Below are 19,306 nucleotides of genomic sequence, written 5' to 3'. Positions count from 1 at the left end.
CGGTCCCAAGCTGGTCGATCTTTACGGAATGGATGACGCGAAGGCGTGGGGCCTTAACCTGGTCCAAGATCTCAAGGAGTACCTGGCCGGACGCTTGCCCTGGAAGGAAGTTGACAGGGGGTGCCTGTTGGTCGGCCCTACTGGCACGGGCAAGACGTCGTTCGCGCGTATCTTGGCGGGAACAGCCGGGCTGCCGCTTGTAACCGGATCGCATAGCGAATGGCAGGCGGCCGGGCACCTTGGCTTGATGCTGGCGGCAATGCGTAGCACGTTTGAACATGCACGAGCGCAAGCCCCCTCCATCCTGTTCATCGATGAGATTGACGCCTTCCAGGACCGGCAATCCCTGCGGAGCAATCAGAGGGACTATAGTCACCAAGTCGTCAATGCCCTTCTTGAGGCGACCGACGGCACCCTCGCGCGGGAAGGGGTTGTGCTGCTGGCGGCAGCCAACAGCCTGTCGGTCGACCCGGCGTTGATCAGGCCCGGTCGGCTCGACAGGGTGATCATGGTATCCTTGCCTGATGACCAAGCGCTGGCCGGAATCCTGCGACAGCATCTCGGTCCCGATCATCTCCCCGGTGTTGACCTTCTGCCCTTTGTGTCAGGCATGACGGCATCCGGTGCTGAAGCCGAGCTTTGGGCTCGTGACGCCAAGCGTGAGCCCCGTCGCGCCGGGCGGCCGATGACCCCTGACGACCTGCTGGCTCATATCCCTCGTCCTGAAACCGTTTCCCCCGATCTGCATTTCAGGGTCGCGGTGCATGAGGCTGGTCATGCAATCGCCGCCGCGGTCGAGCTGCCGGGCAAGATCCAGATCGTCAAGGTTCAGGGCGAACATGCCGGCGTTCGGTTCGAACTGGGCCAGTTCGACACCGAGGCCGATGCCCATGCCCATATCCGCATCCTGCTGGCGGGTCGCGCGGCGGAAGAGGTCCGCCTGGGAGCCCCAGGTTTCGGGTCCGGCGGTCCCGCGCACAGCGATCTTGCGCGCGCCACCACCCTGGCAGCCGCCATGTTGGCGGGCCATGGATTCGGTGACCGACTGCTTTGGCTGGGCAACGCCATCCCCGAAAACACCCACTCGTTCTTGTCGGCGCACCCCACCTTGGCAGAACAGGTCGGCCGTATGCTGGCGGAGGAATATGAACGGGCGTTGGCACTACTTCGACCGCGCCTGCCTGTTATCGACAGGGTGGCCTCCATCCTGGTCGAGCGTGGCAGCATGTCGGGTCCCGAACTGGAAGAACTTGTCGCGGCCATGCCCATCGCGAAGGAGTTGGTGCCGTGACGGCATTTCGCGGCAAGCTGCGGCAGCCCAAACGAAGCGAGGATAAAGGGCCTTCGGTCAAAGATGAAACAAGATGGCCATGAAGAAACCCCGCCAAGCCACCATGGGGCCGCGACTGGTGCCTCTGTGCACGAAAGGATCGGCAACTTACCGCTGGTATATCCGATACCAGGATCCCGCCAGGGGGAAGCGGGACATCTCCACCGGTTGCCCGGTGGAGGACAGGGTTGGGGCTGAAAGAGCTTTGGCCGAATTCATCCTTGAGCAGCAGGCCGTTGCCATCGCAGCCGAGAATTCAAAACCGGACGTGGCGAACCGGCGCGCAGAGGTCATGACATGCGGTCAGGTCCTGTCCATCTATATGGACCAGCATGCGAATACAACAGCCGCCCCGCAACGGATTGGCTGGGCTATCCAATCCATGACCCCATTCTGGGCAGATGTCCTTGTTTCCGACATCAAGGGCGAACTTTGCCGCCAGTACCTCGTCAGTCGGAAGAAGCGGGAGCGTATTCCAGATACCGACCCGCCGCGCTACCGGACGGTGCCGGTATCACCAGCAACGGTACGACGTGAACTCGCGACCCTCGCCGCGGCTCTGGGATACTGCCATCGCGAGGGGCATCTGCTATCGGTTCCTGCGGTCTGGCTACCGCCTGCCTCCATGCCTAGGGAAACGTACTTGTCACGCCAGGAGGTCGCCAGGCTGATCCGTGCAGCCCGAAAGGACCGGCGGTCAGGCCGACATTTGTCCCTGTTCATCCTCGTCGCTTTTTATACGGGGCGGCGCAAGGAGGCGATCCTCTCCCTGCAATGGGCACCGAACCTTCAGGGCGGCTGGGTCGATCTTGACAAGGGCGTGATCGATTTCCGGCCCGTTGGCCGTGCTGAAACGGCCAAGAAAAGGGGCAGGCTGGAGGTTCCGGATCGGCTGCTTCGGTTCCTGCACTACACACGCCGACGGACGAAAACTCACGTTTTCGAGTATGGTCCCCATAACCGTCATGTCAAAGACCTGAAGAGATCATTCGCATCGGCAGCAAAGGCAGCAGGCCTCAATCCCGATGTGGTCACACCCCACACCCTTCGCCACACCTGCATCTCCTATTTGGCCCAGTCAGGCGTTTCCCTCTTCGATGCTTGCGGCTGGGTCGATGTGACCATGGAAACGGCGGAACGCGTGTACGCCCATCACGATGGGCGGCATGACAGGGTTCGAGACCTTTTGGGCAAAGGCGGCCGGGGACGGAAATGAAAATGGCGGAGATTCTGCATCATTCCCGCCATGGCGGTCAGCCCGGGGTGCAGATGTTCCCGGACGTAACTGAGCGATGAGTTGAGCGATGATTGAGGGATCAACGCCCCGCCATCATTGTCAATCTATTGATTTCATTGAAGAAAAGTGGCGGACCCGAATGGATTCGAACCATCGGCCTCTGCCTTCGGAGGGCAGCGCTCTATCCAGCTGAGCTACGGGTCCATGCCGGCTGGTAAGTGTCTGACCACCCCCCAAGCGGCGCGGAACATAGCGCATCATTTTCCCGGGTGCAAATGCTTACTGAAGGAAAATGGCCATATCGTCTGGAGGGGGAGGGTCAGCCCAGCATGGCTCTCAGGGCCTGGCGGGAAAGGTCGCGCAAGGCGTCCCGCATGCGCTGAATCTCGTCCGCGGCGGCCTCGTAATCCCGGATCAGGCCGCCGACGAGGGTGGCCGGGTCGACCGATTCCTCCGGATAGCGGTCGCGGGCGCGGGCGGCGCGGCGGCGCAGACGTTCGACGATATCTTCTTCGTTGGACATGGACTGGCCGCCCCGATGCTGTTCAAGCCACTGCCCTTTAAACATGCCCTACCGGTTCCGTCACCCCTTTCCTTTCGCCCGCACCCCCGTGGCGTGCCCGCCGCCCGAAAGGGGTAAGACACATACTCTACGCCTCAATGGTTGATATTTTGCCTGGGAACGCCTATTGCTGCCGTAAGGGGCGCATTTCGGAAAAAGAATAACGAGGTTTTTCATGCCGATCATGGCACGCGGCCGGGGCCACCGGCTGGTCGCCGCTGGCGCCCTGTTCCTGTCCGTTGCGGCGCCCGCCCTGGCGTCCCTGGCCCATGGGGGCGACGGCTCTTGTCCGGCCACCCGCCCCGGTCACTGCGCCTTCACCGTCGGGCAGGAAGGCGTCCATCGCATTGATGTCACCCTGCCGGCTGGGCTGGCAGCCGGCCCTGGCGATATCGCGATCGGCGGCCAGTCCTGTCCCCTGAGCCGCCAGCCCCAGGCGGATGGCACCACCGATCTGCGGCTGGCCTGCTTCGCCTATCTGACCGGGGGCAGCACCTATGCGCTGACCATTCCTGTCAATGGGCAGGTCGATGTCACCCGGGCCGACCCGGCCAATGGGGAACCGGTCACCATTATCCCCTGATCCGGCATCCCCTGATCCGGCTCCCCGCCGGGCGCCGCGTCAGGCCGAAGGCCGTCGTCGCCGGCTGGGCATCAATGGCGGGGCATCAATGGCGGGGCATCAATGGCGGGGCTTCATCTCCACCGTCTGCTCGATGCTGTTCAGGGCGTCGGCCAGACGGTGGCTGGCGCTGCCGCGCTTCGCCGGCTGTTGTTGCACCGAGGCATCGGGTGACCAGCCGGCCAGGAATACGATCTCGAACGTCGCGGGCACGGTGCCATCGGCTTCCCTGAACAGCTCCATGTAGCGTTCGGCGGCGCGGATGATCACCGCGCGCCGGGTCGGCCGCTTCAACCGGGACAGTCCCGCATTGGTTTCCCCCATGCCGCGTAGGTCGCGCATCAGGCGGAACGGATCGGGGTAGGCTACGGTCAGCGTGTCCATATCGGCCACGGGCAGGGCGAAGCCGGCCCGCTGCAACAGGCCGGCGGCATCGCGCAGGCCGGCCATGGGGCTGATCCGGGCCGACATGCCGCCCGTCACCTCCATCTCGGCCTCCATCAGGGCACGGCGCAGTTCGAACAGGCTGTCACCCCCCAGCATGGCGGCGATGAACAGCCCATCCGGGCGAAGGGCGCGGCGGGCCTGGATCATGGCACCGGGCAGGTCGTTCACCCAATGCAGCGACAGGTTCGACACCACCATGTCGAAACTGCCGGGCGCGAAGGGCAGGGCCTCCTCGTCGGCGGCCACGGCCGGGCTGCCGGTGCCGGCGGCTGCCATCCGTGCCATGGCCGGCGACAGGTCGGCATGGACCATCTGGCGGATGCCGTTGCACCCGCCGAACGCGGCTTCAACCTCGCCCCCATGGCAGCCCAGGTTCAGCACGCGCGGAAACGTGCGCTTGATCATGTCGAGCCGTTCGGCCAGCCGGCCGGCCACCTCCCGCAGCAGGAAGTCGAACCGCCCGATCTCGGCGGCGGCGCGGTCGCGGTGCCGACGCACCAGCGGCCGGTCGAACAGGAACATCGTGTCTGTATCGTTCATGCCCTTGGCCATACTCCGCATCCGGGCGCCTGGCAACAGGGCGCATCGGGAGAATGCCGATACGCCGCCGGTCAGACGTGCCGGTCATCCGTGTGCAACGGGCCTCATACCGTTTCCCGGTGATCGCCACCGCTCACCGGGACCGATCGCCAGCGCCCGCATCCCCGTGGGCTTGGCGACGTGCCACGGGGCATCACCCCCGGCCGGCGGGGGCCGCGTAGCGGGCCAGCCAGTCGGCGATGGATTGCGGGGTCATGCTGCGGGCCTTGGCCAGTTCCGCGCTGTCGGTGGCGTTCACCAGATCCCCCTCCGCCGTGACGATCAGGACGCTGGGCACGCCCCGCAGCTTCTCCACCCCATAGCGGGGCGGGATGTGCAGGTTGCGGGAGAAACGGCCGACGTCGATCTTCACCAGCTCGTAATGGGTATCCAGAAAGCCCTTGACCTCCGGCAGTTCCATGATGCCGGCCAGGATGCGGCAATCGGGGCACCAGTCCCCGCCGAAATTCAGCATCACGCGCTTGCCGCTGGCTTTTGCCCGCTCGAACGCCCGGGTCACGTCGGCATCGGCGTCCGCCTGCTCGTCATAGGGCAGGGGCAGCGGCTGGGGCAGCGACCCGATATCCGTGATCGATACGGTGGGGGCGGTCACCTGCGCCATGGCCGGTGCGGCCGTCAGCAGCGGCAATGCCAGAAGGCCGGCGGAAAGAAGAAGGTATGGGCGCATGGATCGTTTCCTTGTCGCATGGAAACCGGACAGCGTCCGGCGGCCCCAGTGTACCGGGCCGCGATCCTGTCGCAATGGGAACATGCGCCCTGGTACCGTGTCACCCTGCCTGATGCGCCAGGGCCAGTCCGGCCATGGCAGCACGGACGCGCAGGATGCTGCCCGTTCCGCGGGAAACGATGTGCAGATCCCGCCGCCCCGCCCCAGGCCAGGTTGGTCGGGCGGGACATCACGGTCCCGGCCGGATCATGCAGCATTTCCACCAGCCGCCCGGCAGGCGTCAGCAGCACCAGCTTGTTGGCAAATGGCAGGGTGATCCACAGATTATCCTGTTCATCGAAGGCCAGCCCGTCCGGATAGCTCTGGCGGGCCTGGGTCGCTGCGTCCAGCTTCAGGATGTCCTGGAACATCGCATCCGACGTCACCGTCACCTATCGCACCCAGGCGATGGGGGGGCGGAGACGGAGCTGTTCCTGACCGTGAACAACCTGCTCGACCGCGATCCGCCGCTGATCCCCGGCACCATTCCGGGTCTGAACCTGCCGACCATCATCTCGCTCTATGACACGGTCGGCCGCGCCTACACCTTCGGCGTGCGCGCCCGGTTCTGATCCCTGTCACCCCCGGGGCGGACCTGTCGCCGCGCCGGGGCTTCCTCCTGGTGGACCGCACCTTGCCGGGCGGCATCCGTTCTTGGCCTTGCGCCGTCCCGTCCGGGATCAGTCCCGGCGGGATGGATCGTAGACGGGCCGGTCCAGCTTGAACTGGTCGCTGTTGCGCACGTACCAGCCGCTGCCATGGGTGCGGCCGATCAGTTTCATGGCCGGCGTGTCGAGATACTGCTTCTGCGCGTCCAGCACGAACCGATCATGGATATGCGCCATCAGGATTTCGCCCAGCACGATAGTCTGCCGGCCGATATCGATGGCGGAATGCTTGCGGCATTCAAAGCTGACGGGGCTGGTGGCGATGCGCGGGGGCTTGACCAGCTCGGACGCGACCGTGTCCACGCCCGCATAGTCGATCTCGTCCACCGCTGCCGGCGCGTCGATGCTGCACTGGTTCATGCGTTCTGCATCGGCCTCGCAGACCAGGTTCACGACATATTCCCCCGTCTCCATGATGTTGCGGGCCGTGTCCTTCATCAGCCCCGTGACGGGGTGCTTCAGCAGCCCCAGCACCAGCAGCGGCGGATCGTCGCCCACGGCGTTGAAGAAGCTGTAGGGGGCGGCGTTGCGCACGCCATCGCGCGACAGGGTGGTGATCCAGGCGATGGGGCGTGGCGTGACGGTGGAGTTCATGATCTTGTAACGTGCTGCCGGCGGCAGGCTGCGCATGTCGAACTGCATGGAACGGAACCCTGTGGCCGAAGAGGGAGAAGGCGTGACGGATCAGTCCTGGCCGGCTGCATGCGCCGCGGCGCGCCTCGCGGCGAAGGCCTCCCGCTCCCCCGGATCGGCGGGCGGAAGGCCGGGCGTGGCGGGTTCGATGGACAGGGGCAGGCGGCCTTCCTGGATATCGGCCAGCACGGCTTCGATCTCCCGCCGTGCCGTGCCCCGCGTGGCGCCCGACATCAATGTCAGGCATGTGGTCAGCAGGTGCGGGATCACGATATCATCGGCGATATGGCCGCGGCACCAATCATAGATGATGGTGTATTCGAACCGCACGACATCGTCGGCCAAGCGCTGGGCGTCGATCCAGGGCTGAAGCTGTCGCCTGGCCTTCAGCGCCTCGATCCATTGCAGGTTCGGGGTGACGGCCACGGAATGCATGGTGTTCCAGATGTCGCTGTCGGCATCCAGGCTGAAATAGATCGACATGATCGCGCTGATGTAATTGCGGATCTGCCGGTTGCGCTGGACCACGAAGACTATGCGCTCCACATTGCGCTGCAGGGTGCCGGCCGGGCTGGAATAGGGCAGGCGGGAGATGTAGCGCTCGAAATACTCGTGGATCGCCATGGCGATCATGCGTTCCTTGGTCTGGAACGCATTGTAGAGGGTGCGCTTGGACACATCGGCGCGTTTGCAGATCTCGTCCATGCTGAAGCCGGCCAGCCCGCGCTCGGCGATCAGCTTGCGCGTCTCCTCCAGGATGCGGCGGCGGCGGGCATGGATGGCGGGGCTGGAATAGACCAGGGCCTTCTCCGGTTCGATCCGCGACACGGGGCTCACACTCCTCAAGCTGGTTCACCGCTGCCTTGGTCCCCCTGCGGGGGCCGCTTCATCTATATGACAACATTGCACGTCTGTAAAAGTTTGTCTGAGGGCTGCGGCGTGCATGGCAACCGCCGTACAGCGCGCTCCGGCTGGCTTGCGCACCTGCGCGGGCCGGGTTGCATGCGCTGTTAACACAGGTGCGATGCCCTCAACATAGTAACCTATGATGCAATTTTTGACGTGCAAATGACCACGGCCTGCATTAAGGTCGAAGGCAAGCGATAAGGGTCCGTGGTTTGGCGCCATATGACCGTCCCTCGGGCGGGTTGCGCGGCACGGATGGCGGCATCTGCCCTGAAGAAGCGGGATTGCTCGATCCTGCCCGAACAGGCCTATCCGGGCTTTGCCGGCATGACGGGGCTGAAGGCCTATACCGGGCTGCTGCATATCGCCCAGATGCGCGATGGTGACACGGTATTCGTGTCCGGCGGGGTCGGCTCCGTCGTCTGCCAGATCGCCCGGCTGAAGGGCAACCGCGTGATCGGTGCTGCCGGCAGTGCCCGCAAGGCGGCGTTCCTGCGCGATACGCTGAAACTGGACGGCGTGATCGACTGCAAGGCCGAGCCCAGCCTGACCAAGGCCCTGGCGCGCGAGGCGCCGGATGGCATCGACGTCTATTTCGACAATGTCGGCGGCGACCATCTGCAGGCTGCCATCCGATCGGCGCCACGGGCGGCCGCATCCTGGCCAACCTGACGCGCGAGCTGCAGCGCCGCGGCGGGCGCTTCGGACTGGAGACCCTGTGCATCGGCGGCGGCCAGGGGCTGGCGGCCGTCTTCGAGCGCGCGTGACGATGCCGCCCCCACCATGCCCCCATCCCGCCGGCCGTTGCCGATCACCGGTGGGATGGGGGTATGGTGGGGGGAACGGAACATGCTTGGACGAGGGTAGAGAATGACCGAGAACGGCCGATCCGCGGCGGCACTGGCGGGGGTGAAGGTACTGGACCTGTCCCGCGTGCTGGCCGGTCCCTGGTGTACCCAGATCCTGGCCGATTTCGGGGCCGACGTGATCAAGGTGGAGGCGCCGGGGGTCGGCGACGACACACGGTCCTGGGGGCCGCCCGACCTGCCGGCGGAGCCGGGCTGGGACGGGGCGGGGGAAAGCGCCTATTACCTGTCCTGCAACCGCAACAAGCGGTCGCTGGCTGTCAACCTCGCCACGGCGGAGGGGCAGGCGCTGATCCGGCGGCTCGCGGCCGGGGCCGACATCCTGGTGGAGAATTTCAAGGTCGGCGGCTTGGGCAAGTACGGGCTGGACTATGCCAGCCTGTCGGCGATCAACCCGCGGCTGGTCTATTGCTCCATCACGGGGTTCGGGCAGACGGGTCCCTATGCCGACCGGCCGGGCTATGATTTCGTGGCCCAGGCCATGGGCGGCATGATGAGCATCACGGGTGAGAAGGACGGCCCGCCCATCAAGCCGGGCGTGGCCCTGGCCGACGTGTCGACGGGCCTGTATGCCGCCGTTTCCATCATGATGGCGCTGCGCCATGCCGAGCGGACGGGCGAGGGGCAGCATATCGATTGTTCCCTGCTGGATACGCAGATCACCATGCTGGCAAACCAGGCGCTGTCCTATCTGGTGGGGGGCAAGGCGCCCGGCCGGCTGGGCAACGCGCATCCGACCGTCGTGCCCTATCGCGTGTTCGATGCCGCCGACGGTCCCATCGTGGTGGCTGTGGGCAATAACGGCCAGTATGCGGCGCTGTGCGCCGTGCTGGGCGTGCCGGAACTGGCCATCGATCCGCGCTTCGACACCAATGCCCGGCGTGTCGTGAACCGCGCGGCACTGGAACCGATGCTGCAGGAGATCATCGCCCGGCACAAGGTCGCCGACCTGATGGCACAGTTCCCCGCCCGGGGCGTGCCGGCCGGGCCGGTCAACGATATCGGACAGGTGTTCCAGGACCCGTTCGTGCAGGCCCGCGGTACTGTCCACCATTTCCAGCGCGCCGACGGGGTGGATGTGCCGTCCGTGGCCTATCCGTCCAGGCTGTCGGCCACGCCGGCCCGTTTCGACCGGCCGCCGCCGCGCCTGGGCGAACACACGCGCGACGCGCTGGCCGACTGGCTGGGTCTGGACGGCCCGGAACTGGACGCCCTGAAACAGGCCGGCGTGATCGCCGACCGCAACTGAACGACGAATGGCGGCCCGGATCGGGGGCCGTCTGGGGAGGAAGGATCAGCAAATGGAACTGGGTAACGACATCGCCGCCATCGTCACCGGCGGTGCCTCCGGCCTTGGCGCCGCGACGGCCCATGCCCCGCCCGGCGCAGCCGGTCCAGCATGCGTTCGGCCGCCAGGGTGCAACTGCCCGTGACATGGCTTGTATCGGTCTCGACCTATGTCCGGAAGATATCGACGACGGCGGCCTGGTCGGGGCGCAGGGCCGCATCATCCTCACCGGCCCGCGCGCCCGGGGCCGCCAGGACCGCGCAGAAGGTCAAGCGCACGGCCAGCGCCAGCATGGCCATTCGTTTGGATGCCATTTCCCGCTCTTTCGTTTTTCCCTGATCGGGATTAATTATGCACTATAGGATAATATTTCAGTCGTCACCCCACACGTCCAGTGCCTTTGCGGCGACCGGGGGGCCTGTCCGGATGGCAGGGGGGCACGGGGGGTGTCAGCCGCGGCGCAGCGCCAGCGCGAAGCGATAGCCGGAAACGCAGAAGACAAAGCTTTCCGCGGCCAGGATGGCCAGGGCCGCGGCGATATGGGCCTGGACGCCCGCCAGCAGGACCAGACCCAGGAACAGGGCGAGGCTGATCCCCGCCGCCGCCTTCAGCATGCGGCCCCACAAATGCCCCTCTCCGAAATTGAACATGTAGAGGGAGGAGAAGCAGGATCCGATGCCGATCAGGATGGGCACGGGCGACAGGATGCGCAGCACCAGCGCCGCCTCGGCATAGGCGGGGCCGAAGACCAGGGCGACCAGCCAGTCCGCGCCGAACAGCATGATCAGGCTGCCGACAGACCCGACTGCCCCGCACAGCAGCATGATGCGGCCGATCAGGCGCAGGCCGGCCCGACGGTCATTGCGTGCCAGATGGGCCACCCGCGGCATCGCCGCCTGGGTGATGGCCGACAGGAACATCTTGCCGGCGTTCAGGCAGCGGTCGGCGATGTTGAACTGCGCCGTCACGGCCGGCCCGCCGAACAGGCCGACCAGGAAGGTCTGCGCCGCGGTATAAAGCTGGATCACCAGGTCGGTGGTGAAGACCTGCCAGCAGGCCCGGAACCGGGCCACGACCTGGGCGCTGGTCGGCCGGCGCAGGACGCCTGCGAAATGCCCGGCGATGAAGCGCATGGACACCAGGCCAGGCAGCAGCCCCCCCGATGCCGTCAGCAGGACAGCCAGGTGCAGGTCGTCGGGATGCCTGACCAGCAGCACGACGGCCAGCACGCTCAGCACCCGGCCCAGCAGGGCGGAAAACACGAAGGTGCCGAACCGTTCCAGCCCCTGGAACATCCAGGCCGGGGTCAGCAGGTTGGCGGCGGCCACCAGCGGCACATAGGGCAGCATGGCCGTCACCCCGCCCCCGTGCGGCAGGAAAAGCCAGGCCAGCAGGATCAGCATCGTCGCCCCGGCCATCATCAGGGCCCGGATCGTATAGCATTCCAGGACGATGGCGGCCGTGGCGCGGCGGTCGTCGCGATGGATCGCCACTTCCCGCACGCCGGTCCAGTTGAAGCCGAAATCGCAGATCAGGCCCAGCAGCGTGCCGGTGGATACGGCCCAGGCGTAATGGCCGAAAGCGGCCGGTTCCAGCGCGCGGGTCAGGAAGGGCAGGACAAGCAGCGGAATCAGGATATTCGCAACATTGGCCATGCCCATGTAGGAAATGTTGCGAAGAATGCGGCCGTCGATCATTCGGGCGCGCCGTCACCCGCCACGATGGCGCGTATATTGGCTTCCATGGCGTCGCCCGCCGCATCCCAGGTCAGGCCCTTCGACATTTCCCAGCCGGCCGTCGCGATGCGCTGGCGATGGGCGGGGTCGCGGATCAGGCGGATCAGCCCGTCGGCCACCGACCGGGGCGACCGCGCCTCCACCACCTCGGCCGTCACATCGGGGATGGCATATTGCTCGGTTCCGGGCTGAGTCGTCACCACGGGTAGGCCGCAGGCCATGGCTTCCGCCGGGAACAGGGGGAAGCTTTCATACCAGGAGGCCGACAGCAGGATATCGGCGGCGCGATAGGCATCGGCCAGGGCGCGGGGCTGCAGGAAGCCCAGGTCCTTGTAAGGCGCGATGGCATTGTCGGGCGGCAGGCTGGCCCCGCCATAGACATGCCAGTCGATCTTATAGTCGGGCAGTTCGCGCCGGGCGATGGCCGTGGCCTCCGCCATCTCGCGGAACCCCTTCCATTCGACATGGCGCCCGCCATAGCTGATCAGCGTGACATGCCGGTCGCCGGGCCCGGCCAGCGGCTTGGGCTGGCCGTTGAAGATGGACGGGTCGATGGCATTGGGCGACAGCAGCACGTCGGGCGCCCCCGCCGTCGTGGTCCGCACCCGTTCGCGCAGCCAGGGCGAATTGGCCATCATCCGCATGCCCAGCCGATAGGACATGTCGGCGATCTTGAAGGTCTGTTCGGGGTCGGGCGTGTCGTTGGCGAAGATGACTTCGTGATGCTGGAGGAAATAGCCCAGCTTGCCACGGCCGAACAGATAGACGGGCAGGGCCGTGCTGTATTGCGTGGCGATGGTGATGTCGGCGTCGGGGATCAGGCGGCGCAGCATATGGTGCTGCACCGCCTGTTCGAACTCGGGCGTCCAGAGCTGGGGCAGGGACCGGACCAGGCCCACGAAATCCTGGCGGATGGCTTCCTTGCCCCCTTCGGTCCGGTTCAGGCCCCATTTCACTGTTGTGCAGGCCAGCGATTTCAGCGCCGACGCCGCGCTGGTCTGCGGCCAGTGCAGCAGCGTGCCGAACTCCTTGCCGAACCAGGCGGGGTACTGCGACGGCCGGGTCGGCACGACGGTGACCGTGTGGCCCCGCCGGTGCAACTGGTGCGCATGTTCCAGGATGCAGAGCGTCCCGCCGGAAAACCGCTCGCTGTGCAGCGGGGGCAGGACGATGTTCACGCGCAACGGCGAAGCGGCGGTCATGGGGTGCGGGCCTTGTCTTTGCTGGGAACCGGGTCAGGCGGAAAGCGGCTTGCCGGCCGAAAAGCGGGGGGCGACCTGCTGGTCGAAGCATTTCAGCGCCGCACCGATGGCTTGATGCATATCCATGTAACGATAGGTGCCCAGCCGCCCGCCGAAGATCACGTCCGGCTCGGCCGCGGTCAGGCCGACATAGCGGTCGTAAAGGTCGCGGTCCTGCGGCGTGGCGATGGGATAATAGGGCTCGTCGCCATTGCGCGCGAAACGGGAGAATTCCCGCGCGATGATGGTCTTGTCACCATCGAACGGCCGTTCCGGATGCAGGTGCCGGAATTCGTGGATGCGCGTGAAGGGCACATCGGTATCGGCATAGTTCATGACCGAGGTGCCCTGGAAGTCCGGCGTGCGCGCGACCTCCCATTCCAGGTCGACGGTGCGCCAGCCCAGTTCCCCGAACCGGTAGTCGTAATAGCGGTCGATGGCGCCGGTATAGACGACCAGCGCCCCGGCCGGCACCTTGTCCCGCACGTCGAAATAATCGGTGCCCAGGAACAGGCGGATATTCGGGTTGGACAGCATGTTGCGGAAGATGGCGCCATAGCCCTGGCGCGGCATGCCCTCGAACCGGTCGGAGAAATAGCGGTCCTCGAAGGTGAAGCGCACAGGCAGGCGGCCGATAATGGCGGCCGGCAGCAGCTTGGGGTCGGTCTGCCACTGCTTCATCGTATAGCCGCGGATGAACGCCTCATAAAGCGGGCGGCCGATGGACTTGACGGCCTTCTCCTCCAGGTTCGCGGGCTCTCCGATGCCTTCGGCCCCCATTTCCCGGTCGACCAGGGCGCGGGCTTCGTCCGGTGTGAAGTGGCGGCCGAAGAAGGAACAGATGGTGCCGAGGTTGATCGGCATGGAAAACACCCGGCCGCCATGCACCGTGAAGACGCGGTGCCGGTAATCGGTGAATTCCGTGAAGCGGTTCAGATAGGTCCAGACCTCTTCGGAATTGGTGTGGAAGATGTGGGTGCCGTAGGGATGAACCTCGATCCCGGTCTCGGCATTCACCTCCGACCAGGAATTGCCGCCGAAATGCGTGCGCTTGTCCAGCACGGCGACCTTCAGGCCGAGTTCGCGGGCAGCGCGCTCGGCGATGGTCGTGCCGAAGAAGCCGCTTCCCACGACAATCAGGTCGAAACCGTCGAAATCCATCTCATTCCCTTTCAAGACAGCGCGGCCCCCGCGGCGGTACTGTTATCCGTGCCTGCCCGCCGATGGCAAGGACCGTTCGGCCGCGGCATGGGTGGTCAGCCGCCAAAGCCGTCCGGGTGGCGCGACCGCCAGGCCCAGGCCGTGGCGATGATGTCCTCCAGCCCCGGCAGGGCGGGGGACCAGCCCGTTTCCGCCCGCAGCCGGTTGCCGTCGGCCACCAGCACGGCCGGATCACCCGGCCGCCGCGGGGCCATGCGCACGGGAATTGGGCGGCCGATCACCTTTTCCGCCGCTTCCACCACCTGCCGCACGCTGTAGCCGCTGCCCGACCCGACATTGTAGCGGACGGACCTGTCGTCCAGCACATCCAGCACCCGCAGATGCGCGTCGGCGATGTCGCACACATGCACATAGTCGCGGATGCAGGTGCCGTCCGGGGTGGGATAATCATCGCCATAGATGTCCAGATGGCTGCGCTTGCCCAGCGCCACCTCCAGCACGATGGGGATCAGATGGGTCTCCGGGTGGTGGTCTTCCCCGATATGCCCGTCGGGATGGGCGCCGGCGGCGTTGAAATAGCGCAGCGCCGCCGATCGCAGCCCATGGCAGCGGTCGGCCCAGTGCAGCAGTCGCTCCACCATGTGCTTGCCCTCGCCATAGGGGCTGCCGGGCGCGATCGGCGCCTCTTCCCCCAATGCGGCGCCATCGGGTGGGGACGCGAAGATATTGGCGGTGGAGGACAGGACGAAGCGGCGCACACCGGCCGCCACGGTCTCCTCGATCAGGTTGTGGGCCGTCTGCACATTGTCGCGCAGATAGAGATGCGGCTTCTGCATGCTCTCGCCGACCAGCGACCGGGCCGCGAAATGCATGACGGCGTGGAACGGCCGGGCCGCCAGCACGCGTGCCAGCAGCGCGCGGTCCCCGGCATCGCCCACCAGCAGTTCGGCCACCGCCGGGACGGCCCCCCGGTGTCCCTGGCTCAGGTCATCGATGACGGTGACATGGTGGCCGGCCCGCAGCAGGGCATCGACCGCGTGGCTGCCGACATAGCCGGCGCCGCCGGTGACAAGGAAGGACTTGGCATTCATCGGGGGTAGGGGACCTGCTGGGTGAACCGGATCATGCCCCTGATACCATCCCGCCGCGTGGCGGGATAGCACCATGGCACCCCCCTTTTCGGCTAATACCCTGTGGGGGTCAGGTCCCCGTCTTCGTCGCGAAACGGTAGCTGACCTCCACGATACCGTGATCGTCGGGATTGTCGTGGCTGGTGAAGCCCAGCTCACGGCACAGGCCCAGCATGCCGGCATTCTCGCGCAGCACCTCGCCGAACACTTCCTGGATGCCGCGGCTTTCGGCATAGGCCAGGATCTCGCGCATCAGCCGCGACCCCAGCCCCTTGCCCTTCATGTCCGACCGCACCAGCACGGCATATTCGGCCCGTTCGTTGTTGGGGTCGGCCGTGATGCGCACCACGCCATAGATGGGGCCGGGCTTGGCCGCGTCCATGACGTCCAGCGGGATGGCGACCAGTGCCATCTCCCGGTCATAGTCGATCTGGGTCAGGCGCGCGCCCATCTGGTGCGACAGGCGCCGCATGGGGGCGAAGAAGCGCAGGCGCATATCCTCCACGCTGGTGGCGGCGACCATGTCGTGGATGGCGGGCTCGTCCTCCGGCCGGATGGGGCGCACCAGGAATTCCCGGCCCGACCGCAGCGTGATCGTATGTTCCAGCCCCTTGGGATAGGCGCGGATGGCCAGACGGCGGCGTGTCTGGTCGGTGGCGGGCTTCACCTTGATGCGGGCATCCAGGGCCAGCACCCCCGCCTCGTCCGCGAACAGGGGATTGATGTCCAGCTCCGCGATCTCGGGAAAGTCGATGATCAGTTGGCTGACCTTGTTCATGGCCAGGGCCACGCCGTCCAGGTCGGCCCGCGCCATGTGGCGATAGCCCTGCAGCAGCTTGTGGACGCGCGTGCGGGCCATGGCCTCGCGGGCCAGGTTCAGGTTCAGCGGCGGCAGGGCCAGGGCCTTGTCGTCCAGCACCTCCACCGCGACGCCGCCCGCCCCGAACAGGATGACGGGGCCGAACAGCACATCGTCCACCATGCCCAGGATCAGTTCCTGGGCGCCGGGCCGGTGCGCCATCTCCTGCACGGTGAACCCTTCGATGCGGGCGGTGGGGTTGGCGGTGCGGATGCGCTCCAGCATGGCTTCCGCCGCGGCCCAGACCTGGGTCGGCAGCAGGTTCAGCGACACCCCGCCCTGGTCGGACTTGTGCGTGATGTCGGGTGACAGGATCTTCAGCGCGATGCGTCCGCCCAGCCGCTTCGCTGCCCGTTCCGCCTCTGCCGGGGTGGCGGCCGTCACGGTCTGGACGCAGGGGATGCCATAGGCGCGCAGCACCTCCTTCGCCTCGAACTCCGACAGCCAGCCGCGCCCGTCGCCCAGCGCCTTGTCGATGATGGGGCGCACCGCGCCCATATCCACATCGAACTGTTCCGGCACGCTGGCGGGGGTTTCCATCAGCAGGTCCTGGTTGCGCCGGTACTGCACCAGATGCAGGAAGGCGCGCACTGCCTGGTTGGGCGTCTGATAGTGCGGGATGCGGGCCAGATCCAGAAGCTTGCGCGACGGGGCCGCCTGTTGTTCGCCCAGCCAGCTTGCCAGCACGGGCACCTTGCGCCCGCCGCCGGCCCGGTTGTTCTGGTCGCGCACGATGTCGGCCACGGCCTGCGCCGCATCGCGCCCGTCGGCCACGGCCGTCGGACAATTCAGCACCAGCACGGCGTCGATGTTGCGGTCGGCCATGACGATCTTCAGCGCATCGGCATAGCGCCGGCCGTCGGCATCGCCGATGATGTCCACGGGGTTGCCATGGCTCCAGGTCGGCGGCAGGACGCGGGACAGCGCCTCCACCGTCTCCGGCGACAGGGGCGCCAGCCGCCCGCCGCCGGCGATCAGCGTGTCGGTGGCCAGCACCCCGACGCCGCCGCCATTGGTGACGATGGCCAGCCGGTCGCCGCCGATCTGCACGCTGGTGGCCAGCGTCTCCACCGCGGCGAACAATTCATCCAGTTCACCCACGCGCAGCATGCCGGCCCGACGGAAGGCCGCGTCATAGACGGCATCGGCCCCGGCCAGCGCGCCCGTGTGCGAACTGGCGGCGCGCGACCCCTCCTCGCTGCGGCCGGCCTTGATGACGATCACCGGCTTGGCGCGGGCCGCCGCGCGGGCGGCGGACATGAATTTCCGGGCGTGCGTGATGGCTTCGACATACAGCAGGATGGCCCGCACGCTGGCATCCTGCGCCAGATAATCCAGCATGTCCCCGAAATCCACGTCCGACATGGAACCGAGCGAAACCAGGTGGGAAAAACCGATGCCGCGTGGCGTGGCCCAGTCCACGATGCTGGTGACGACGGCGCCGGACTGGGCCACCAGGGCGATATCGCCCTTCAGGGGCGGCACATGGCAGAAGCTGGCATTCACCCCCCGGCCCGGCACCATGATGCCCAGGCAGTTGGGTCCGATGACGCGCAGCAGGTGCGGCCGGGCGGCGTCCAGCACGGCCTGCTGCAGGCGCCGCCCTTCCTCACCCATCTCTGCGAAGCCGGCCGTGATGACCACGGCGGCCCTGGTGCCGCGCGCGCCCAGTTCGGCGATCAGGCCGGGGACGGTGGCGGGCGGCGTGGCGATGACGGCCAGTTCCGGCGTGACGGGCAGGTCGGCCACCGTGGGATAGGCCAGAACCCCCTCGATCGATTTCTCCCGCGGGTTGACCGGCATGATCGGCCCGTCGAACCCGGCATTGAACAGGTTGCGCGCGATGACCTTGCCGACCGAACGGTCCCGCCGGCTGGCCCCGACCAGGGCGACGGACGCGGGCTTGAACAGGCTGTTCAGGTTGCGGATGGTCATGGGCGTTCCTTCCGGTCGGAAAAAAAACAAGCCGTCCCCGACAGGATGCCAGGAACGGCCGCCACCATAAACAACGACCATGGACGGGCGATGACATGGGTCAATCGCCCGTCGCGGTTGGTATCAGACCATCCAGGTGCCGGGATTGTTGATGGGTTTGCCGTCGATGGCGCGCAGCAGGCCGACGACGCAGCGCACCAGCGCCCATATGGTTACGGCAAGCAGAATCAGATAACCGATGCCGATCAGCGTCGTGACCGCCCCGACGACCGCAAGGAACAAGCCGATCCAGAAAGTACGGATGATGAAGGTGAAGTGCGAATGCCAAGGGGTGTGATGCGAATCCGGACGCTTCACATAGGCCATGATCAGCCCGATCAGGGCGAATCCTATCACATAGAGAATATAGGCGATGACAACCACCAGGCGCAGGTTGCTGTCATCCGAACGGCTTCGTTCCAGGCTCATGTCATTCCCCCTGATCTTCTGTCCCGCCTTCATGAGGCATTGTTGCCGGTATGGAGGCAATGGGAAACAGGACAGCCCGGAACGAATGCATGCTTTGCATCCATAAAAGGAAAAGGCCGGGCAGATCGCCCGGCCTTTGCGCACCGATCCGATGGTGATGCGCCATCGCTTCAGGGGAGGGCGTTTTTCAAGATGCCGCCGCTCCCCTGCCGGGATCAGCCTTCCTTCTGCGCGCGGTCGAAGCTTTCCTGGATCAGCTTGGCCGCGACGTCGGCTTCGTCCCAGCGGACGATCCGGACCCACTTGCCATGCTCCAGATCCTTGTAATGCTCGAAGAAGTGGGCGATCTGCTCGACCAGGATCTGGGGAAGCTGACGATAGCTGGTGATGTTGCTGTAAAACGGGTGCAGCTTGTCCACCGGCACGGCCAGGATCTTCTCGTCCATGCCCGCATCATCTTCCATGATCAGCACGCCGATGGGGCGGGAGCGCAGCACGACGCCGGGAACCACGGGGGTGGTGCCCACGACCATCACATCCATCGGGTCGCCATCCAGCGCCAGCGTGTGCGGCACGAAGCCGTAATTGGCCGGATAGAACATGGCGGTGTGCAGGAACCGGTCGACGTACAGCGCGCCGCTGTCCTTATCCAGCTCGTACTTCACGGGCTGGCCGCCCTGCGGGATCTCGATGACGACGTTGATGTCCCAGGGCGGGTTCTTGCCGACGGGGATCTTGCTGATGTCCATGGCACGGCCTTCTTGGCAACGGTAGGAATGAAAATCGGCGCGATCCTAACCGAGTGCAGTTGCGAAATGAAGTTTCGGGAGCGATGGGCCACTGTGCATTTCCGCCGCATCTACCAAGGTCGTAAGCCGCCACCGGTGCGGCGGGCGGCATCAGCGCGGGTC

General features: G+C 66.1%; 21 protein-coding genes and 1 tRNA gene. 7 read left to right on the top strand and 15 right to left on the bottom strand.

Going from position 1 to position 19,306, the window contains the following annotated elements; all coding sequences use genetic code 11:
* The coding region (locus ACM9LZ_RS16695) for an AAA family ATPase (RefSeq protein WP_416620627.1) at positions 1 to 1,291 on the top strand (1,291 nt) is incomplete at its 5' end.
* Between the two features lie 73 nt (positions 1,292 to 1,364).
* Positions 1,365 to 2,546, top strand: coding sequence for a tyrosine-type recombinase/integrase (locus ACM9LZ_RS16690; protein WP_416620626.1), 1,182 nt, complete (start codon positions 1,365 to 1,367; stop codon positions 2,544 to 2,546).
* 148 nt (positions 2,547 to 2,694) lie between these two features.
* On the opposite strand, the gene ACM9LZ_RS16685 is transcribed toward ACM9LZ_RS16690, so the two are convergent.
* Positions 2,695 to 2,771, bottom strand: a tRNA-Arg gene (locus ACM9LZ_RS16685).
* Between the two features lie 115 nt (positions 2,772 to 2,886).
* On the bottom strand, positions 2,887 to 3,090 hold the full coding sequence (locus ACM9LZ_RS16680; protein ID WP_416620625.1) for a hypothetical protein: 204 nt from the start codon (positions 3,088 to 3,090) through the stop codon (positions 2,887 to 2,889).
* Positions 3,091 to 3,304: 214 nt separating this feature from the next.
* Here ACM9LZ_RS16680 and ACM9LZ_RS16675 point away from each other — a divergent pair, with 214 nt between their 5' ends.
* Positions 3,305 to 3,712, top strand: a complete 408-nt coding sequence (locus ACM9LZ_RS16675) for a hypothetical protein (protein ID WP_416620624.1) — start codon at positions 3,305 to 3,307, stop codon at positions 3,710 to 3,712.
* Between the two features lie 99 nt (positions 3,713 to 3,811).
* On the opposite strand, the gene ACM9LZ_RS16670 is transcribed toward ACM9LZ_RS16675, so the two are convergent.
* From ACM9LZ_RS16670 to ACM9LZ_RS16660, 3 genes are all read right to left on the bottom strand, one after another.
* The gene (locus tag ACM9LZ_RS16670) at positions 3,812 to 4,738 is read right to left on the bottom strand and encodes a methyltransferase domain-containing protein (protein WP_416620623.1); all 927 of its coding nucleotides are present in this window, start codon (positions 4,736 to 4,738) and stop codon (positions 3,812 to 3,814) included.
* A 193-nt stretch (positions 4,739 to 4,931) separates the two neighbouring features.
* Entirely contained in the window at positions 4,932 to 5,465 is a 534-nt protein-coding gene (locus ACM9LZ_RS16665; RefSeq protein ID WP_416620622.1) for a thioredoxin family protein, read from the bottom strand.
* Entirely contained in the window at positions 5,414 to 5,782 is a 369-nt protein-coding gene (locus ACM9LZ_RS16660) for a hypothetical protein (RefSeq protein WP_416620631.1), read from the bottom strand. Before ACM9LZ_RS16660 ends, ACM9LZ_RS16665 begins: the two co-directional genes overlap by 52 nt.
* Between ACM9LZ_RS16660 and ACM9LZ_RS16655 the strand changes: the two genes are divergently transcribed.
* On the top strand, positions 5,714 to 6,076 hold the full coding sequence (locus ACM9LZ_RS16655) for a hypothetical protein (protein ID WP_416620632.1): 363 nt from the start codon (positions 5,714 to 5,716) through the stop codon (positions 6,074 to 6,076). The two genes, ACM9LZ_RS16660 and ACM9LZ_RS16655, sit on opposite strands and share 69 nt — an antisense overlap.
* A 108-nt stretch (positions 6,077 to 6,184) precedes the next feature.
* Here the strand turns inward: ACM9LZ_RS16655 and ACM9LZ_RS16650 are convergent, their stop codons facing one another.
* Together ACM9LZ_RS16650 and ACM9LZ_RS16645 are read right to left on the bottom strand one after the other, a co-directional pair.
* Positions 6,185 to 6,814, bottom strand: coding sequence for a flavin reductase family protein (locus ACM9LZ_RS16650; RefSeq protein WP_416620621.1), 630 nt, complete (start codon positions 6,812 to 6,814; stop codon positions 6,185 to 6,187).
* Between the two features lie 42 nt (positions 6,815 to 6,856).
* Complete coding sequence (locus ACM9LZ_RS16645) at positions 6,857 to 7,633, bottom strand: TetR/AcrR family transcriptional regulator (RefSeq protein ID WP_416620620.1); 777 nt, start codon at positions 7,631 to 7,633, stop codon at positions 6,857 to 6,859.
* A gap of 333 nt (positions 7,634 to 7,966) precedes the next feature.
* Here ACM9LZ_RS16645 and ACM9LZ_RS16640 point away from each other — a divergent pair, with 333 nt between their 5' ends.
* The 3 genes from ACM9LZ_RS16640 (at position 7,967) to ACM9LZ_RS16630 (ending at position 9,826) form a co-directional block, all read left to right on the top strand.
* Entirely contained in the window at positions 7,967 to 8,383 is a 417-nt protein-coding gene (locus tag ACM9LZ_RS16640; RefSeq protein ID WP_416620619.1) for a zinc-binding dehydrogenase, read from the top strand.
* Positions 8,347 to 8,478: a hypothetical protein gene (locus ACM9LZ_RS16635; protein ID WP_416620630.1), complete on the top strand. Its 132-nt coding sequence runs from the start codon at positions 8,347 to 8,349 to the stop codon at positions 8,476 to 8,478. The genes ACM9LZ_RS16640 and ACM9LZ_RS16635 overlap by 37 nt, the downstream gene beginning before the upstream one ends.
* 103 nt (positions 8,479 to 8,581) lie before the next feature.
* Complete coding sequence (locus ACM9LZ_RS16630) at positions 8,582 to 9,826, top strand: CaiB/BaiF CoA transferase family protein (RefSeq protein WP_416620618.1); 1,245 nt, start codon at positions 8,582 to 8,584, stop codon at positions 9,824 to 9,826.
* Positions 9,827 to 10,032: 206 nt separating this feature from the next.
* On the opposite strand, the gene ACM9LZ_RS16625 is transcribed toward ACM9LZ_RS16630, so the two are convergent.
* The 8 genes from ACM9LZ_RS16625 to ppa all read right to left on the bottom strand — a co-directional run bounded on the left by ACM9LZ_RS16625 (position 10,033) and on the right by ppa (position 19,144).
* Positions 10,033 to 10,179 (bottom strand): hypothetical protein, encoded by a 147-nt coding sequence (locus ACM9LZ_RS16625; RefSeq protein WP_416620617.1) that lies wholly within the window; start codon positions 10,177 to 10,179, stop codon positions 10,033 to 10,035.
* Between the two features lie 135 nt (positions 10,180 to 10,314).
* The gene (locus tag ACM9LZ_RS16620; RefSeq protein ID WP_416620616.1) at positions 10,315 to 11,562 is read right to left on the bottom strand and encodes an oligosaccharide flippase family protein; all 1,248 of its coding nucleotides are present in this window, start codon (positions 11,560 to 11,562) and stop codon (positions 10,315 to 10,317) included.
* Positions 11,559 to 12,803 carry a glycosyltransferase family 4 protein gene (locus tag ACM9LZ_RS16615; protein ID WP_416620615.1) on the bottom strand — a complete coding sequence of 415 codons (1,245 nt, stop codon included), beginning with the start codon at positions 12,801 to 12,803 and terminating at the stop codon, positions 11,559 to 11,561. Before ACM9LZ_RS16615 ends, ACM9LZ_RS16620 begins: the two co-directional genes overlap by 4 nt.
* Before the next feature lie 33 nt (positions 12,804 to 12,836).
* Positions 12,837 to 14,003: a UDP-galactopyranose mutase gene (gene glf / locus ACM9LZ_RS16610; RefSeq protein ID WP_416620614.1), complete on the bottom strand. Its 1,167-nt coding sequence runs from the start codon at positions 14,001 to 14,003 to the stop codon at positions 12,837 to 12,839.
* 95 nt (positions 14,004 to 14,098) lie between these two features.
* Positions 14,099 to 15,094: a UDP-glucose 4-epimerase GalE gene (gene galE / locus ACM9LZ_RS16605; RefSeq protein WP_416620613.1), complete on the bottom strand. Its 996-nt coding sequence runs from the start codon at positions 15,092 to 15,094 to the stop codon at positions 14,099 to 14,101.
* A gap of 109 nt (positions 15,095 to 15,203) precedes the next feature.
* Entirely contained in the window at positions 15,204 to 17,927 is a 2,724-nt protein-coding gene (locus ACM9LZ_RS16600; protein WP_416620612.1) for a bifunctional acetate--CoA ligase family protein/GNAT family N-acetyltransferase, read from the bottom strand.
* A gap of 123 nt (positions 17,928 to 18,050) precedes the next feature.
* The gene (locus tag ACM9LZ_RS16595; protein WP_416620611.1) at positions 18,051 to 18,395 is read right to left on the bottom strand and encodes a DUF4870 family protein; all 345 of its coding nucleotides are present in this window, start codon (positions 18,393 to 18,395) and stop codon (positions 18,051 to 18,053) included.
* Positions 18,396 to 18,610: 215 nt separating this feature from the next.
* Positions 18,611 to 19,144, bottom strand: coding sequence for an inorganic diphosphatase (gene ppa / locus ACM9LZ_RS16590; protein ID WP_416620610.1), 534 nt, complete (start codon positions 19,142 to 19,144; stop codon positions 18,611 to 18,613).
* Positions 19,145 to 19,306: the final 162 nt, after the last annotated feature.

The organism is Niveispirillum fermenti, assembly GCF_048066175.1.
Lineage (GTDB): Bacteria > Pseudomonadota > Alphaproteobacteria > Azospirillales > Azospirillaceae > Niveispirillum > Niveispirillum fermenti.
The sequence above is the reverse complement of the archived record's forward strand: the minus strand, read 5'-3'. Positions and strand labels throughout refer to the sequence as shown.

Excerpts from the sequence above, each read along its gene's own strand:
- ACM9LZ_RS16690 (WP_416620626.1), top strand. The coding sequence starts at position 1,365 with ATGGCCATGAAGAAACCCCGCCAAGCCACCATGGGGCCGCGACTGGTG.
- ACM9LZ_RS16680 (WP_416620625.1), bottom strand. The coding sequence starts at position 3,090 with ATGTCCAACGAAGAAGATATCGTCGAACGTCTGCGCCGCCGCGCCGCC.
- ACM9LZ_RS16675 (WP_416620624.1), top strand. The coding sequence starts at position 3,305 with ATGCCGATCATGGCACGCGGCCGGGGCCACCGGCTGGTCGCCGCTGGC.
- ACM9LZ_RS16670 (WP_416620623.1), bottom strand. The coding sequence starts at position 4,738 with ATGAACGATACAGACACGATGTTCCTGTTCGACCGGCCGCTGGTGCGT.
- ACM9LZ_RS16665 (WP_416620622.1), bottom strand. The coding sequence starts at position 5,465 with ATGCGCCCATACCTTCTTCTTTCCGCCGGCCTTCTGGCATTGCCGCTG.
- ACM9LZ_RS16655 (WP_416620632.1), top strand. The coding sequence starts at position 5,714 with ATGCAGCATTTCCACCAGCCGCCCGGCAGGCGTCAGCAGCACCAGCTT.
- ACM9LZ_RS16650 (WP_416620621.1), bottom strand. The coding sequence starts at position 6,814 with ATGCAGTTCGACATGCGCAGCCTGCCGCCGGCAGCACGTTACAAGATC.
- ACM9LZ_RS16640 (WP_416620619.1), top strand. The coding sequence starts at position 7,967 with ATGGCGGCATCTGCCCTGAAGAAGCGGGATTGCTCGATCCTGCCCGAA.
- ACM9LZ_RS16630 (WP_416620618.1), top strand. The coding sequence starts at position 8,582 with ATGACCGAGAACGGCCGATCCGCGGCGGCACTGGCGGGGGTGAAGGTA.
- ACM9LZ_RS16625 (WP_416620617.1), bottom strand. The coding sequence starts at position 10,179 with ATGGCATCCAAACGAATGGCCATGCTGGCGCTGGCCGTGCGCTTGACC.
- ACM9LZ_RS16620 (WP_416620616.1), bottom strand. The coding sequence starts at position 11,562 with ATGATCGACGGCCGCATTCTTCGCAACATTTCCTACATGGGCATGGCC.
- ACM9LZ_RS16615 (WP_416620615.1), bottom strand. The coding sequence starts at position 12,803 with ATGACCGCCGCTTCGCCGTTGCGCGTGAACATCGTCCTGCCCCCGCTG.
- glf (WP_416620614.1), bottom strand. The coding sequence starts at position 14,003 with ATGGATTTCGACGGTTTCGACCTGATTGTCGTGGGAAGCGGCTTCTTC.
- galE (WP_416620613.1), bottom strand. The coding sequence starts at position 15,094 with ATGAATGCCAAGTCCTTCCTTGTCACCGGCGGCGCCGGCTATGTCGGC.
- ACM9LZ_RS16600 (WP_416620612.1), bottom strand. The coding sequence starts at position 17,927 with ATGACCATCCGCAACCTGAACAGCCTGTTCAAGCCCGCGTCCGTCGCC.
- ACM9LZ_RS16595 (WP_416620611.1), bottom strand. The coding sequence starts at position 18,395 with ATGAGCCTGGAACGAAGCCGTTCGGATGACAGCAACCTGCGCCTGGTG.
- ppa (WP_416620610.1), bottom strand. The coding sequence starts at position 19,144 with ATGGACATCAGCAAGATCCCCGTCGGCAAGAACCCGCCCTGGGACATC.